This window comes from Desulfovibrio sp. ZJ200 (assembly GCF_011039095.1).
Lineage (GTDB): Bacteria > Desulfobacterota > Desulfovibrionia > Desulfovibrionales > Desulfovibrionaceae > Desulfovibrio.
The window spans coordinates 1-14,593 of record NZ_JAAKEH010000006.1; the positions used below are offsets into that span (position 1 = coordinate 1).

14 protein-coding genes and 1 tRNA gene are annotated in these 14,593 nt (G+C 59.0%); 1 reads left to right on the forward strand and 14 read right to left on the reverse strand.

What is annotated here, in order from left to right; all coding sequences use genetic code 11:
• Window positions 1–440: 440 nt before the first annotated feature.
• The 4 genes from G7Y52_RS02945 to G7Y52_RS02960 all read right to left on the reverse strand — a co-directional run bounded on the left by G7Y52_RS02945 (window position 441) and on the right by G7Y52_RS02960 (window position 3,593).
• Window positions 441–1,103: a hypothetical protein gene (locus G7Y52_RS02945; protein ID WP_165065810.1), complete on the reverse strand. Its 663-nt coding sequence runs from the start codon at window positions 1,101–1,103 to the stop codon at window positions 441–443.
• 287 nt (window positions 1,104–1,390) lie between these two features.
• The gene (locus G7Y52_RS02950) at window positions 1,391–1,612 is read right to left on the reverse strand and encodes a hypothetical protein (RefSeq protein WP_165065813.1); all 222 of its coding nucleotides are present in this window, start codon (window positions 1,610–1,612) and stop codon (window positions 1,391–1,393) included.
• Between the two features lie 517 nt (window positions 1,613–2,129).
• Window positions 2,130–2,205, reverse strand: a tRNA-Ala gene (locus G7Y52_RS02955).
• A 197-nt stretch (window positions 2,206–2,402) separates the two neighbouring features.
• Entirely contained in the window at window positions 2,403–3,593 is a 1,191-nt protein-coding gene (locus tag G7Y52_RS02960) for a pyridoxal phosphate-dependent aminotransferase (protein ID WP_165065816.1), read from the reverse strand.
• Window positions 3,594–3,989: 396 nt separating this feature from the next.
• On the opposite strand from G7Y52_RS02960, the gene G7Y52_RS02965 reads away from it, so the two are divergent.
• Window positions 3,990–4,844, forward strand: coding sequence for a DNA/RNA nuclease SfsA (locus tag G7Y52_RS02965; protein WP_165066070.1), 855 nt, complete (start codon window positions 3,990–3,992; stop codon window positions 4,842–4,844).
• An 89-nt stretch (window positions 4,845–4,933) separates the two neighbouring features.
• On the opposite strand, the gene G7Y52_RS02970 is transcribed toward G7Y52_RS02965, so the two are convergent.
• The 10 genes from G7Y52_RS02970 to G7Y52_RS03015 form a co-directional block, all read right to left on the reverse strand.
• Window positions 4,934–5,164, reverse strand: coding sequence for a hypothetical protein (locus tag G7Y52_RS02970; protein WP_165065819.1), 231 nt, complete (start codon window positions 5,162–5,164; stop codon window positions 4,934–4,936).
• A 319-nt stretch (window positions 5,165–5,483) separates the two neighbouring features.
• Entirely contained in the window at window positions 5,484–5,687 is a 204-nt protein-coding gene (locus G7Y52_RS02975; protein ID WP_277424278.1) for a UxaA family hydrolase, read from the reverse strand.
• A 138-nt stretch (window positions 5,688–5,825) separates the two neighbouring features.
• The gene (locus G7Y52_RS02980) at window positions 5,826–6,419 is read right to left on the reverse strand and encodes a FumA C-terminus/TtdB family hydratase beta subunit (RefSeq protein WP_165065822.1); all 594 of its coding nucleotides are present in this window, start codon (window positions 6,417–6,419) and stop codon (window positions 5,826–5,828) included.
• Window positions 6,420–6,429: 10 nt separating this feature from the next.
• The gene (locus G7Y52_RS02985; RefSeq protein ID WP_165065825.1) at window positions 6,430–7,311 is read right to left on the reverse strand and encodes a fumarate hydratase; all 882 of its coding nucleotides are present in this window, start codon (window positions 7,309–7,311) and stop codon (window positions 6,430–6,432) included.
• Between the two features lie 12 nt (window positions 7,312–7,323).
• Window positions 7,324–8,775 (reverse strand): cytochrome b N-terminal domain-containing protein, encoded by a 1,452-nt coding sequence (locus G7Y52_RS02990; protein WP_165065828.1) that lies wholly within the window; start codon window positions 8,773–8,775, stop codon window positions 7,324–7,326.
• Window positions 8,775–10,073: a 2Fe-2S iron-sulfur cluster-binding protein gene (locus G7Y52_RS02995; protein WP_165065831.1), complete on the reverse strand. Its 1,299-nt coding sequence runs from the start codon at window positions 10,071–10,073 to the stop codon at window positions 8,775–8,777. The genes G7Y52_RS02990 and G7Y52_RS02995 overlap by 1 nt, the downstream gene beginning before the upstream one ends.
• 12 nt (window positions 10,074–10,085) lie before the next feature.
• Window positions 10,086–10,427 carry a succinate dehydrogenase gene (locus G7Y52_RS03000; protein ID WP_241159571.1) on the reverse strand — a complete coding sequence of 114 codons (342 nt, stop codon included), beginning with the start codon at window positions 10,425–10,427 and terminating at the stop codon, window positions 10,086–10,088.
• Between the two features lie 26 nt (window positions 10,428–10,453).
• Entirely contained in the window at window positions 10,454–12,181 is a 1,728-nt protein-coding gene (locus tag G7Y52_RS03005) for an FAD-binding protein (RefSeq protein ID WP_165065835.1), read from the reverse strand.
• Window positions 12,182–12,372: 191 nt separating this feature from the next.
• Window positions 12,373–13,716, reverse strand: coding sequence for an SLC13 family permease (locus tag G7Y52_RS03010; protein ID WP_165065839.1), 1,344 nt, complete (start codon window positions 13,714–13,716; stop codon window positions 12,373–12,375).
• An 81-nt stretch (window positions 13,717–13,797) separates the two neighbouring features.
• The gene (locus tag G7Y52_RS03015) at window positions 13,798–14,574 is read right to left on the reverse strand and encodes a sulfite exporter TauE/SafE family protein (RefSeq protein WP_165065842.1); all 777 of its coding nucleotides are present in this window, start codon (window positions 14,572–14,574) and stop codon (window positions 13,798–13,800) included.
• Window positions 14,575–14,593: the final 19 nt, after the last annotated feature.

Below are 14,593 nucleotides of genomic sequence, written 5' to 3' on the forward strand. Positions count from 1 at the left end.
AAGTCCGGTCTTGTGTTTGATGACGCTTTGGTTGAAACTTTGCATCGGGAACTCCTTGGGCATGACGCCCGGTTGATGGGTTGCTTACACTTCCATCAAAACGGAGTTCCCTTTCCTTTTCAAGGGGGTACTGTCAGATCAAGTCGAAACTAGAGCAAATAAAAAGGGCTTGTGTTTCAAGCCCTCCTTTATGGGGTTTTCCCCCTATTTTAGTGTTTCTGTACGGGCTTCGTCCTCCTGCGCAACCATTCAATCATATCATCTTTTTTATATACCACTTTTTGGCCTATACGGGCACGCCGGGGGCCTTTGCCCAGAGAGTCGAGATTCGCAAGATAATTCGGAGAAATCAATGTCCCGAAGTACTTACCCATGTCCTTGCGTGTAAGCAGCGACGGCAGGTCACGGACGAGAGCTTCAAAAAAGTCTTCGGGCATTGTTTACGCCGCCTCCACTTCAACGCCAAAGATGGATTCAACCTCTCTCGCCATATCCGCCTCCAAGGTATCTGGTTGTGGTTCTTCGCGGCGGAGAGATGAATTTTTTGCCCCGGCGCGTTGGATCAGAATGCACTCTCCATCAAACAGGATGGATATTGGCGTTCCCGCGGCAAATATCTCTGCCGCACCCATTGCCATCAGTCGGTCTGCCGTAACCATGATTCCGCTTTTGCCTACCTTGTTAGTCCTGTCTGCTTTCTCGTGCGGGATGTCATAGTACGTCCTGTCAAGGTCGTTCAGCTTGTGGCGCAGGGTCTCGAAACCCTGTAGGCTAATGGCCAGTATCGTGCAGATGTCTTCACGGGAACGGCCATGCTTTGCCAGCTCTCTCAACTGGTTGATTTTTTTCGACACGTCCTTCATCGTATTCCGCTTCTTCCTGGGGGGTTGCTGGGATGAGATCTCGTGTTCAGCCATTGAAGTCTCCTCATGGAGTGCGTTGTAGGTTGTTTCGTTGTTTCCGTTCATTGTTTCTTTCTCCTTGGCTTGTGGGTTTGGGGTGGTTTTCGGGGATTCCTCCCGCGTACTTCTCGTGGATGACTCGACTCCTTCCGGCGCTGGTACTGTTCCCCTTGACGCCATTATCCGTGTTTCATCTGTCATTTTTTCTCCTTGCTCCGATTGGAGCCGTTGACGTTGCGGACAAACGCTGTCCGTGACTATAAGATAGGGATTCTCTTGCGAATTGGATATAGTCTTCATTTGCCCCAAATGAGAGGTAAACATTAAATAACTAGCTGAAAAATAAGATAATTAAAAGTTAGGTTCGGTTCTAACTTTTTTTCAGGGGTGGCCATACGGTCAGTCTGGCAGAGGTGCTGAACCCACCTTACCAACGCATCACTTCCCTTCACATTTCGGAGCAGGCAGGAGATGCAAGGAGACTATCATTATAACATACTAATATAGTTGTTAAAACTCGTCGATTCTGGGCTTCCCAAAAAAATACCCCCGCAAAACCCTGCGGGGGCAAAAATTCCAGCTCTTAGAGCATTTTCACTTTGAAAATGCTCTGCTGACGCGAAAGCGGCAGCCGCCGCAACGCGGCGTACATTCAGGCGAAAACCGCGTTTTTCGCCTGAATGCCACCTTTGACTTTCATAAAAAGTCAAAGGTAATCTGCTCTAGATGGCAAATATGAGCCATCTCAGGGGGAGGCTCATTTTTCATCACATTTGGTAACATGAGCGGTTTGCTGTTGAAAACGGCAACCGCTCTGGCGGCCGCGGGAGCGGACGCCCGCGCCGGCGGTAGCCGTTAGCAAGCTTTGCTTGCTTACGGATAGCGACAGCGGTTGCGTTGGCTGGCTGTCGCAGTAACCAGTTGCTGTCTTCATCCGTAGCTTCCTTCGTCGCAACGGCTGAAGCAATGAGCCTGAAAACCACGCTTTTCAGGCGCTTGTCCCGCTTGCGGGGAAATGATGGCAGCGCCGCTTTTGAAATTGAATAATTTCAAAAGCAAAATGCTCATGTGACAGGGAAGGGAGAAAGGCAGCCCGTGAGTTCATTCCGCCTGCCTGTATAACAACTTTCACACTTCGTAACGAAAAAATGTGGGGCCATAGTGGGGCCAAACCCGTGCAGCAATAAGAAAGGGGTTACGGCTTTCACCGTAACCCCTTGAAATCTCTGGTGGAGCTGGACAGAATTGAACTGACGGCCTCTTGAATGCCATTCAAGCGCTCTCCCAACTGAGCTACAGCCCCACGGCAGAAGGCATATTGCCCAAAAGGGCTTTGTCTGTCAAGATTCTTTTTGCAAATTTTCTGTGGCAGCGCGGCTCAATCCGCTGCCAGGCGTGCGTGGTTGGCGGCTTCTCCGCAAAACACAGGGCGGGCGTTTTTTGCCGGTGCCCTTGCAGGGGCGCGGCCCGCGGGTTTTCTCCGGTGCGCCCTGCCTCTGCTCAGCGGTTTTGCCCGGCCAGTTCCGAGAGCAGCTCGCCGGTACGGTTCAGGGCGTCGGCCAACACTTCGTCCGCCACGGCATAGGAGAGGCGGATGCAATTGTCATCGCCGAAGGCCGCGCCCGGCACCAGGGCCACATGCCCCTTGTCCAGCAGCCAGGTGCACAGCTCCGTGGAATTGTTCACCGCGCCGCCGTAACACTTGCGCACATCCACAAAGAGGTAGAAAGCCCCGTCCGGCTTGGGACAGACCGCCCAGGGCCAGTCGCCGATGATCTGCATGGCCAGATCGCGGCGGCGCATGAAAGCCGCGCGCATCTCCGCAATACAATCCTGCGGCCCTTCCAGGGCAGCCACGGCTGCCTTCTGGGCGATGGAGCAGATGCTCGACGTGCTGTGCCCCTGCATGGCGGAAATCTTTTTGATCAGATCCGGGTGCGCGGCCAGAAAGCCCACGCGCCAGCCTGTCATGGCGTAGCTCTTGGAAAGGCCGTTGAGCACGGCCACCAGCTCCGGGCAATGCTCGAACCAGGTGATGGCTGAGGTCATCTGCGCTGGAGGAAAAACGAGCTGCTCGTAAAGCTCGTCGGCAAGCACAAAAATGCCGCGCGCCAGAGCCCAGCGCATGATCCGGGTGAATTCGCTGTCGGTGTAAACCGCGCCCGTGGGATTGCCGGGCGAATTGAGGATCAGCAGCCTGGTCCTGTCGGTGGTCCGCTCCTCAAGCATGAGGGGGGTCACCTTGAAATTGCGTTCCGGCCCGGCATGCACGGTCACGGGCACCCCTCCCGCGAGCTCCACCATGTCCGGATAGCTCAGCCAGTAGGGCGCGGGGATCAGCACTTCGTCGCCCGGATTGAGCGTGGCCTGCAGAAAGTTGTACAGGCAATGCTTGCCGCCTGCGCCGATGATGATTGATTCCGCGGGCACGGGCACGCCGTAGGCCCGCTCGAAATGCCTGCCTGCGGCTTTGCGCAGCTCGGGGATGCCGGGCACTGCGGTATAGCGGCAGAAATTGGCGTCAATGGCGGCTTTGGCCGCCTCGCAAATGTGCCTGGGCGTGGGGAAATCCGGTTCGCCCACGGCCAGGCTGGTCACCTCCACGCCCTGCGCTCTGAGCTCCAGGGCCCGGCTGTTGACACTGAGAGTCAGAGAAGGTTTGATGCTGCGCAAGCGTTCGGAAATCTGCATGGAGGGCTCCTTCACGTTGAGATGTGCGGACGCGGCGATACGGGACGGATTGACGCGCAACATTTTTAGCAGGTTCGGCGCGGGGTGTAAATGCGCAGGATCTGAGCCCAGGGCTGACGCATCTTATGCGGCAGCCCTGGCGGCGATGCGACAGCATCGCCCGAAGCCGCAGGCGTGGCGGGAGCAAAGTGCGGCTGTGCCGCCGAAGCGGCTCTGGCCGCCTTAGAGCATTTTCACTTTGAAAATGCTCTGCTGACGCGAAAGCGGCAGCCGCCGCAACGCGGCGTACATTCAGGCGAAAACCGCGTTTTTCGCCTGAATGCCACCTTTGACTTTTATAAAAAGTCAAAGGTAATCTGCTCTATTGGAATCATCGCAAAACTCCCGGGGTGCACTATGAGGCAGGTCTGTCTTGAATCCGGGCGGCAAAGCCCCGGCAGGCAACGGCCCGCCGGTCCGCTGCTGTCTTTTCCGCCTGACTGCGTCGTCGGGCGCTTTGTGCAGCGGCGCAAGCGCTTCAGCGTGGAATTGCGCCTGAACGGCGAGCAGCTCTGGGTGCACAGCAATAATTCCGGCAGCATGCTCGGCCTGACCCGGCCCGGCGCATTGGTGCTGGCTTCACCGGCCGCCAATCCGGCCCGCAAGCTCAAGTACACCCAGGAATGCGTCTGGCTGGCGGAGACCGCCACGCCGCAGGCGCAGGCCCTGGACCCGGAGCCGCGGTCTTTGGCCCGTAGCGGCGAGGGGCAGACGACCGGACCACGAGGCCGCGGCTTTTGGGTAGGAGTGAACACCAGCGTGCCCAACCGCATGCTGGAAGCGGCTTTTGCGGCCGGGCGGCTCGCCTTTGCCGCCGGGTATACGCGGCTTGCGCGCGAGGCCGGACGCGGGCAAAGCCGCCTGGACGCCTGCCTGAGCGGGCCGGGCTTGCCCTTGCTCTGGGTGGAGTGTAAAAACGTGACTATGGTTGAAGACGACGCGGCCTGCTTCCCGGACGCGGCCAGCGAGCGGGGGCAAAAGCATTTGCGCGAGCTCATGGATATTGTGGCGCAAGGGGAGCGCGCGGCCATGTTCTACCTGGTGCAGCGCCCGGACGGGCAGTGCTTTGCGCCCGCGGACTTCATTGATCCGGCCTATGCCGCGCTGTTTTACGAGGCTGCGGCCGCCGGGGTGGAGATGTACGCTTACCGGGCCGAGGTCAGTCGGCGCGGCATTGAACTGGGCGGGCTGTTGCCGGTACGCGGGCAGTAGCGCCAAGGCCCGGCGCGTGCGGGGCGCTGTTGCGTACAGCACATTCGTTTTGGCCCTTCAGGGCTGCCGCCCAGAGCGTTTAGCTCATTTCATGAGCAAAATGCTCTAGAGCAGATTACCTTTGACTTTTTATGAAAGTCAAAGGTGGCATTCAGGCGAAAAACGCGGTTTTCGCCTGAATGTACGCCGCGTTGCGGCGGCTGCCGCTTTCGCGTCAGTAGAGCATTTTCAAAGTGAAAATGCTCTAAACAGTCGCAATCCGTATGGTTCGAAGACTTGCCTGCGCCTGGCGCGCGTCCTTCGGATAGCAGCTGCCGCACGCAACGGTCTGGCAAAAAGGCAGGCAGTCGCCTGCTTCAGGCCAGAGGTGCGTTGAAACTGCGTCCAAAAGCCGCTGTACGGCAAAGGCTGAAGCGCGGGGAAGGGCATTTTTCCGGGGCACGCGCGGCGTGCCCGCCGCGGCAAAAGCACGGCGCATATCTTCACTCTGAAACCACCGGCCTCGTTTCCGGCGGCCAGTCTGACGGCGGAGCATTCCCGCGCCTCCACACAGGAATGCGCGGGAATGTCCCCGGCCCTTGCATGCGCCCTTGCGCTCGGGACAAAAAAGGGCGCGTGTGCAAGGACATTGGAAAGGCCTCAGGCGCTTTCGCAGAGTCTGGTCATGACGAATTCACGGTGGCCCAGAGCCTCGGCGCTGGGTTTACGACCGTTGCAGGTGCGGATCATCATCTCCCGCAGCTTGTCGCCTGCCGCGTTGAGATCGTACTCACGCTGCAAGAGGCCGGTCACAGCCACGTCGATTGACGTTGCCCTGGCCTGTGGGGAAGAAGTGCACCACAAAGCCCGAGGCCGCCGCCTTTTTCGTGCACAACAAAATCAACGCCTGTGTGTCCTCCAAGAGGGTTGCGCATGCTCCCGGCCGTTACGCATGCGCTGTTTGGGAGATATCCGCCTGGGCCGGCAGGCATAAATTTTTGCCTACAGCACGCCGAGTTTGGCGTAGATGCCGGGCAGTTTTTCCTTGATCTTCTCGTTGATCTGCTCATAGAGATGCGTGCCGTGGCTGTCCATGGCCACGGTCAGCGGCCCGAAGTTCTTCACCCGGAAGCGATAAAGGGCCTCGGGATGCAGCTCTTCGAAGTAGACCTGCTCCACTTCCTCGATTTGTTCGGTTTCCAGGGCCGCCGTGCCGCCCACAATGGCCAGGTAGACAGCCCCGTATTTTTTCATGGCTTCCAGGCTGTCCTGATACAGGCCGCCCTTGCCGATGATGGCCCGCACGCCGTATTGGCCGATGAGCCCGGGCGTGAAGCGCTCCATGCGCGTGCTGGTGGTGGTGCCCACGCAGATTTTTTCCCATTTGTCGCCCACTTTTCGCAGGCTGGGCGCAGTGTGGATGCAGGGCATGCCCGCGAGGCTCACCGGCGGGGGATTGTTGTGGTCAAAAATGTGGATCTGGGTCAGATCCCGGATGCCGAACAGCGGGCCGTCAAAGTAGACGATGTCCCCGGCATGCAGCCCGCGGATGACCTCTTCGGAAAAAGGCGACGTGAGGTGATGAATTTTGCTCATGATTGCCTCCTTAATATCCGTAGGACACCTGACCGGCGGGCGTGACCACGGCGCGGGCCCGGCGGGCGGGCCAGCATTGGGTGTTTACGGCCACGGGATTCTGGGTGATGTGGGTGTAGGCGCTCTCAATATGCACGGCCAGACAGGACACATCGCCGCCCAGGCCCATGGGTCCCCGGCCCGTGGCGTTAATGGCCTCTTCCAGTTCCTCTTCCATTGCGGCCAGCATGGGGTCAGGATTGCGTTGGCCCACGGGTCTGGCAATGGCGTCCTTGGCCAGCTTCATGACCAGATCGGCCGTGCCGCCCAGGCCCACGCCGATGATACCCGGAGGGCAGGGATTGGCGCCGCTTTCAATGACCGCATCCAAAATAAACTTCTTCACGGCCTTGATGCCGTGCTGCGGGTAGAACATTTTCATCTGGCTCATATTTTCCGAGCCTGAGCCCTTGGGGATCATGAGTATGTTCAGGTCCGCGCTTTCCCCGTCAAAGTCGAAGTAGGTCACGGGCAGGCCCGGCCCTACCGAGGTCTGCGGATTGATCCTGGTGATGGTGTGTGTGGAACTGCTGCGGAAGGGGAATTCCTGCGTGGCGCGTTTGGCCCCTTCGTACAGGGCGGCTTTGATCTTCGCCCCGTTCCAGGGATGAGCCGAGCCGATGCGCACCTTGTAGATGGGCAGGCCGGTATCCTGGCAGAGCAGGGTTTTTTTACGGTCCGCGACCTCAATGGCCTTGAACATGGCCTCGAAAACACTGCGTGCAGCGGGCTGGGTTTCCCTGTCGTAGGCCTTTTTCAAGGCCGCGCGCACATCGGGCGGCAGGTCGCAGAGCGCCTTGATGTAAAGCTGCTTGGCCGCTTCTTCCACAATGGCATAATCAAAGGTATCCATACAGAATCCTCCTTAAGAGCCGGACGCGGCTGACGCGCCGGTCTCCGGTTGCCGCGCTTGCCCGGCTTTCGTTGTTCCGAGAATTGCGGACACGGGCTTTTCAACAGCCTTCACGCCCCTGAAATCCAGCGACAGCAAAAAGGCCGCCAGATCCTTGAGCTGCTCGGGCGTGAGGTCATACGCCGGCATGGTGGACGAGGAATAAACCTTGAGCGGATTTTTGATATAGTCCGCCAGATACTGTTCGCTTCTGCCCTTTCTGACTATGTTGCTCATGTCCGGCCCGGTACGGTGGCCGCCCTTGCCCATGATGTTGTGGCAGTAGGAGCATTCACGCTCGGCATAGAGAAACATGCCGCGCTGGGCCTGTTCGCTCATGGGCTTGTCGGGCAGCACGAGGAACTTGTTGTAGGGCGCGGCCTCGGAGTAGGCCATGAGCGTGAGATAGACGATGCAGATCATGAATGTGCTGGCCACGGCCAGGGAAACGGGCCTGTTGCCCACGCCCTTGAGTCTGCTTTCGCTGAAGAAGGGCACGCCGAAGAGCAGAAAGAGCCCGCCGCCGAAGAGGAAGAGACTGCCGATCATCTCCCAGGAACCGCTGAAGTAGGTCAGCAGCTGGAAGAGCCACATATAATACCATTCGGGGCGGGGCAGATAATCGGGAATGAACGTGCCCGCCCTGGCTTCCATATGCGGCGGCGCGTAATGCGCCAGCAGCACCAGGCCCGCGAAGATCAGCCCAAAAGCAAGGGTGGAGCGGTTAATATGCTCGGGATAGAAACGATAGGGCTTGCCGTCGGCGGGTGGCAGTATTTCGCCGGCCAGACGCTCGCGCGGATCCGAGATGTTGTGGATGCGGATCAGATAAATATGCACGGCCATGATCAGCAGCAGACAGACAGGCAGGATCAGGGTATGCACGGAATAGAAGCGCGAGAGCGTAAAGCCCGAGATGTCGTTGCCGCCCAGGATGAAACGGGTGATGTAATTGCCCACTCCGGGATACTGGTTGGGTATGTTGGCACCCACCACGGTGGCCCAGTATGCCTTCATGTCCCAGGGCAGCAGATAGCCGGTGAAGCCCAGGCCCAGGGTGATCAGAAAGAGGCAGACGCCCGTAATCCAGGTCAGCCGCCGGGGCGGGGCGTAGGAACCGTGCACATAGGTCACCATAAGGTGGCAGAAGACCAGCAGGACCATGAGGCCCGCGCCCCAGTGGTGCAGCCCGCGCAGGATTTTGCCCAGCGGCACGTCATTGCTGATGTACTGCACGGAATCCCAGGCCTTGTCCGGCGAGGGCACATAATAAAAGGCCAGAATCATGCCGGTTACTACCAGGAGCATGAAAGTCAGGGCGCAGAGAGTCCCCAGCACGGCGCTCCAGCCGGTGCGATCCGGCAGCCTTTTGTACAGGAAGGGCTTGAGATATTTGTCCCAGCCGATGTCACTTCGCAGGCTCATTAGACCACCTCCACCTTAAGAATGCCGTTTTCCAGCTTCCAGGGCAGACGGGCCAGGGGCGACGGCGGCGGCCCGGCAATGACCTTGCCGTCCCTGTCAAAGGCTCCGCCGTGGCAAGCGCATTTGAAGCGCTGGGAAAGCTCGTCCCAGCTCACGGCGCAGCCCAGATGCGGGCAGCTGCTGCTGAAGCAGATGAAGTCCTGTTCCGAATCGCGGCGCACCAGCACCGGCACTTCTATGTTTTCGGAGTGAAAGGCCTGGCTGCGTTTGTAATGCAGGGTCACGCTGGTGATGCCGCCTATGGGGAAATCCTTTTCCGAACCCGCGCCTACCCATTGGTGAGGCTGATTCGCCAGGGTTGGACCCACAGAGCTGACGCCCAGGATGGCGCCCAGGGAAATCACGATCCCCGCGCCCATCAGACCGCCGGCGCTTTTGAGGAAGGAGCGGCGGGACGCGTCGGAGACATGGCAGGCCCCAAGATCCACGCCTGCCGCGACCGGAGCCGCCTGAGCCCCTTTATCTGCCCCATGTTGTTCGCCAAGCTCTTTGGGATGCGGGGGCAGGGGCTTGACGGACTTGAGGTGCTTCAGGGCCATACGCTGAATGTATTTGATGGCCCGCGTACCGCTGATGGATTTGGGGCAGACTTCCGTACAGTTGAATTCGCTGCGGCAGTTGTAGCAGCTGTCCAGGGCTCTGGTCAGGCGGGCCTCGAAAAGCGCGTCGCGCTTGTCGGCCAGCAGGGTGAAGGCGCGGTTCAGGGCCGCCGGGCCGCAATAGCTATCGTGGCTGTCCACCATGGTGCAACTCGACACGCAGCAGCCGCAGGCGATGCAGTCCGTGGCCATGCCGATGTCCACCCGGAATTTGTCGTCCGGCTTGATGACGTAGGGTTCAGTGCGTTTTTCAAGGGGTTCGAAGAAGGGCAGGGCTTCTTCGTACTTGGCGAAAAACGGGCCCATGTCCACCACCAGATCCTTGATGACGGGGAAGTGATTCAGCGGGCGCAGAGTGATGTCCTGGCTGGCGGGCAGGTCACAGACGTTGGTTTTGCAGGCCAGACCCTCACGCCCGTTAATGACCATGCCGCACGAGCCGCACATGTTTACGCGGCAGGCAAAGCGGAAGGCAATGCTCGGATCCTGTTCCTTCTGGATGCGCAACAACACGTCCAGAATGGTGGTGGTATCAGGATTGGGAATTTCCAGGGTGTAGCTCTGGAAGCTCCCTTCCCCGCCTTTTGCCGGGTCGTAGCGGAATATGCGTACCGTGCGCGTTGTACTTGCAGATTGCATGGCGTCCTCCGTTTAATAGATGGCAAACCAGGCAATCAGCGCGGCGATGCAGCCCAGACCCAGCGTCCAGGGCACCAGGCGACGCGCCGAGGTTATTTTGGCGAAGTTGAAATCAAGAAGAATGATGCGGATGCCCAGGGATGCGTGCAGGGTTACGGCCAGCAGCAGAAGAAACTGGACATAGGGTTTGTATGTGAAGCAGAGATGCAGGATCAGCAGTACGACGATGAAGACCGCGCTGACGCGTTGCAGCAGCCAGGCCCACATGCCCACATGTGCGCGTCCGCGCCGGTACGGATCAATTTCCCCCCACTGCATGGGCTTTCTGTAGTCGAGTTCAGGCGTATTCATCATTTCCCCCATTGTTTGCGTGTGCAACCTTACTTTTTGTGCTTCTGGCAGGCTTCAAGCGATTTGTGCTTGAAGACTACGTCCTTCTTTTCAAAGACCGGCAGTCCGTCGCTGCCGCGCTGCATGAAGGTGTTGAACAGGCCGTAGTCGTCCCGCTGCTCCGGGAAATCCTCGCGTGTGTGCGCACCGCGGGTTTCCTGCCTTTGCAGCGCCGAAACCGCAGCCATGACGGAAACGTCGATCATGTTCAGCGTGTCCAGATGGGTGTTGAAGAGCATGTTGTAGGCCCGGCCCCCGCTCACGGAGGCGTTTTCCACGTCCCGGCGCAGGCTGGCGAAGTCGTCGAGGGCTTCTTTCAGCGCGGATTCCTTGCGCACCACGCCCACCTTGACCCAGTTGGTTTCCTGGATTTCCCGGCGGTTGGCGAAAGGCGATGTGCCGCCCTTACGCGTGAACGGCGCACTGATGCGGGCTATGGCCTCTTGGGCCATGCCCGGCGCGGTATCCTTGATGCAGCGGTTTTCCGGCTTTGACAGCCATGCGGCAATGGATTTGCCGGCCTGGCGGCCGAAGACGCAGGATTCACCGATGCCGTTGCCACCCAGGCGGTTGGCCCCGTGCACGCCGCCTGCGTCCTCGCCGGCCACAAAGAGCTTGTCCAGAGAGGCCCGGCAGTTCACGTCGATGGCGGCCCCGCCCATGAAGAAGTGAGCCGAGGGCGACACGGGCACCATGCCGCGAGCCAGATCATATTTGAACTGGGCGCAGCGTTCGGCCATGCCGGGGAAGGTTTTAAGCACAAATTCCGCGCCGAGGTGGGCCGCGTCAATGCGCACGCCGCCTTCGGGACAGGCGCGCCCGGCCATCATTTCCAGGTAGGCGGAACGGCTCACCACGTCGCGGGTGGCGCGTTCAGCCACGTCCGGCGCGTATCTGAGCATGTAGCGCTCCCCCTCGCCGTTGTAGAGGTGGGCGCCCGCGCCGCGCAGACCCTCCTCCAGGAGAGCTCCGGCCACTACGCTGCCGGGGATGATCAGACCCGTGGGGTGGAACTGGATCATTTCCATATCGCGCATCGTCACTCCCGCCCGGTACAACATGGCGATGCCGTCCGCGGACTTTTCCGGGCCAGGGGCATGGAAGCGATATTGAGTGGGGCCGCCGCCGGTGGCCACCAGCGTGGCCGCGGCCTCCACGGTGATGAAGGCGCCGCTGCGCATATTATAGAGGAGTGCGCCGGTGACCGTGGTGCCCTCGGCGTCCAGCAGCAGTTCCACGGCGCGGGTTTCCTCCAGCACCGGGATCCGGCGTTTGAAAACCTGCTCGGTGGTGCGGCTGATGATTTCAATGCCCGTCAGGTCGCCTTTGTGCACAGTGCGGTCGAAACACTGGCCGGCAAAGGCCTTTTGATGGATGTGCCCATCCGGACGCCGATCAAAGAAGCAACCGCAGACGGTTTCCAGCTCCTTGATCGTGGGCGTGGCCTGCTCCACCAACGTCAGCGCCAGATCCTGATTGTTGATGTACTGGCCGCCCTTGAGCGTATCCATGAGGTGCTTTTCATGGGAATCGCCGGGGTCGAGCACCACGTTGAAACCGCCCTGAACCATGCGGCTGCAACCGCCTTTACCCTTCAGCGCCTTGGTGGCGATGAGGATGTTCAGGTCCGGGTCGGCGTCATGGGCATAGATGGCCGCCAGCTGCGCCGCGGCGCCCATGCCCAGCACCAGTAAATCCACTTTGTAATCAGCATTCATAAGCCCTACCTCTGTAAAACATTACGGCAGTCGCGTTGCCTTGAATGAGCAAAGATGATGCCAGCCCGATGCCATAATATAATTTATTGATTTTTTTTGGTTTTTTGTAATTTTTGCCAACTCTTGAATCCCTCCTGACTAGATATGGGCAAATATTGCCCTTATTCAGGCAAAAATGTCCACAAACCTGCTTAAGGCAGGAAAGGCCAGACGCGCGGGATGATCAGCACAGAGAGGACAAATGCCACGATCTGCCAGAAGAAGCCGTAGCGCACATAGTCCATGAAGGTGTAGTTGCCGGGGCGCAGCACCAGGGTATTGGACGGCGTGGCGATGGGCGTCATGAAACAGGCCGCGGCGTTCATGGCGATGCCCATGACGAAAGGCAGGGGGCTGAGGTTCAGGCCCAGGGCAATGGGAATGACCAGGGGCACCATGATGGCCGTGGTGGCCGTATTGGACATGATATTGGTCAGCACGGCGGTAACGGCCAGGAGGACGCAGAAAAGAATGTAGGGATCGCTGAAATACCCCACAACGAAGTCGGCGATCAGTTGGGCCGCGCCGGACTTGTTCATGGCAAAGCTCATGGAAAGCATGCCCGCGAACAGCCAGACCGTGCTCCAGTCAATGCCTTCCTGAGCCTGCTTGAGCGTCATGCAGCGGGTCAGGATGCAAAGCATGGCTCCCAGCATGGCGGCGGAAGTCAGCGGGACCAGGCCCGTGGACATGCAGATGATGACAAGAAAGTAGATTCCGCCCGCAATCCACATGCGCACGCCGCCCTCGGGAACCTCTATGTCCTTGAGTTCGGCCACGTCCTCGCGTACCGGGGGGATCAAAAAGCGCGGGAACAGGGTGAAGAGAATAATGCCCACCACGGTCAGCGGCAGGCCGTACCAGGCGAACTCAAAGAAGGCGAACTGGCCGTATTCCGGCGCCATCTTGGCCAGGATGCCGTTGGCCACCATGGAGGGAGCCTGACCCACCAGCGATATGCAGCCCCCGAAGCTGGCCGCATAGGCCGTGGGCAGCAAGATGCGGGAGGGGGAAAGGTGCGCCTTGCGGGCAATGGAAATGATCATGGGCAGGGTGATGGCCGTCACGCCCGCATTGTTCAGAAAGGCTGACATGAAGGCGATGATGAGCATGGCAAAGGCCAGGAGGCGGGTTTCGCTGGCCCCGGCCCTGCTGATGACCCAGGACGCCACGCGCTGGGCGAAGCCCGTGGCAAAGGTGGCTTCGCCCAGCATGAACAGGCCCACAATGGTCAGGATGCTGGTGTCGCCGAAACTGACCCAGGCTTCCTTGACGGTGATGACTCCCAGAGTGGAAAGCGCGCAGGGCACCAGAATGGAAGTCACTGCCAGAGGAATCCATTCTGTGAAAAAGAGCACCGCGGCCACCAAAAGGACGCCGAATACAATGTACACATGCGTCATGTTGACCGCTTGCGGCGGCAAAGTGCCGGCCAGCGCCATCCTTGGAAGCAGAAACACAGCAAGGGCAAACAAAAGCATACAAAGTTTTTTCATGAGACTCCCCCATCATTGAAGGTTATGTCCCGAGCTGCCACGAATAGTGTGAAAGTAATACGGATATTGGATATGCGGGAATCAGATGCATAAGGTGATCGAAATGCATAGGATGAAGCAGAGAACAATTTTTCTGAACAGAACGTAGTCGCACTTCTTGTTGATAAGATTGCCGAAGTACGATCCAAGAAGAATCATGGGGATGGCAGGAAGTACCTGCAATAGAGAATTCAGGCTGATGATATCGATGTATACGTATGAAGCGGTCTTGTAGATATTGGTGACAAAGAAAAGGATTATGGTAGTGCCCACAAAAACGCGCCGGTCGCGCGCGGCCGTGATCAGATACAGCGACCAGACCAGTCCGCCGGCATGGGCCAGCACCGTGGAAAGGCCGCCGAGAAAGCCGTAGATATACGCGCCTGTATGTGTTGGATTCTCCTGGCTGGCGCAGCGCGCATTAAATCCGCCGAAGAGTTTTTTCAGCAGAATCGCCACGGGAAAGCGCGGCCAGAGCCGGCTGAGGGCGCAGAGCACGCCGAACAGCCCCACGCCTGTACGGAATATTTCCCCCGGAATCAGTGGCAGCAGCACAACCCCCAGAATCAGGCCGGGCAGGGCGGCGAGGAAAAGGCGCGCCAGATCGGCGCGCGGCAGCCATTGCTTCCAATAATAGCGCAAGCCGATGGCATCCGAGACCAGCATCAGGGGCGCGCCCAGGCCCAGGGCCACCTTGGCGGGAAAAGCCAGCGCCAGGGTGGGCAGCAGAAAAAGACCGGCACCCACGCCTACGCCGGTTTTAATGATTGCTGAAAAAAATCCTGCCAGAGCGATGATGACAATATCCGAAGAGATCATAACTTTACCAGGTGCTGTG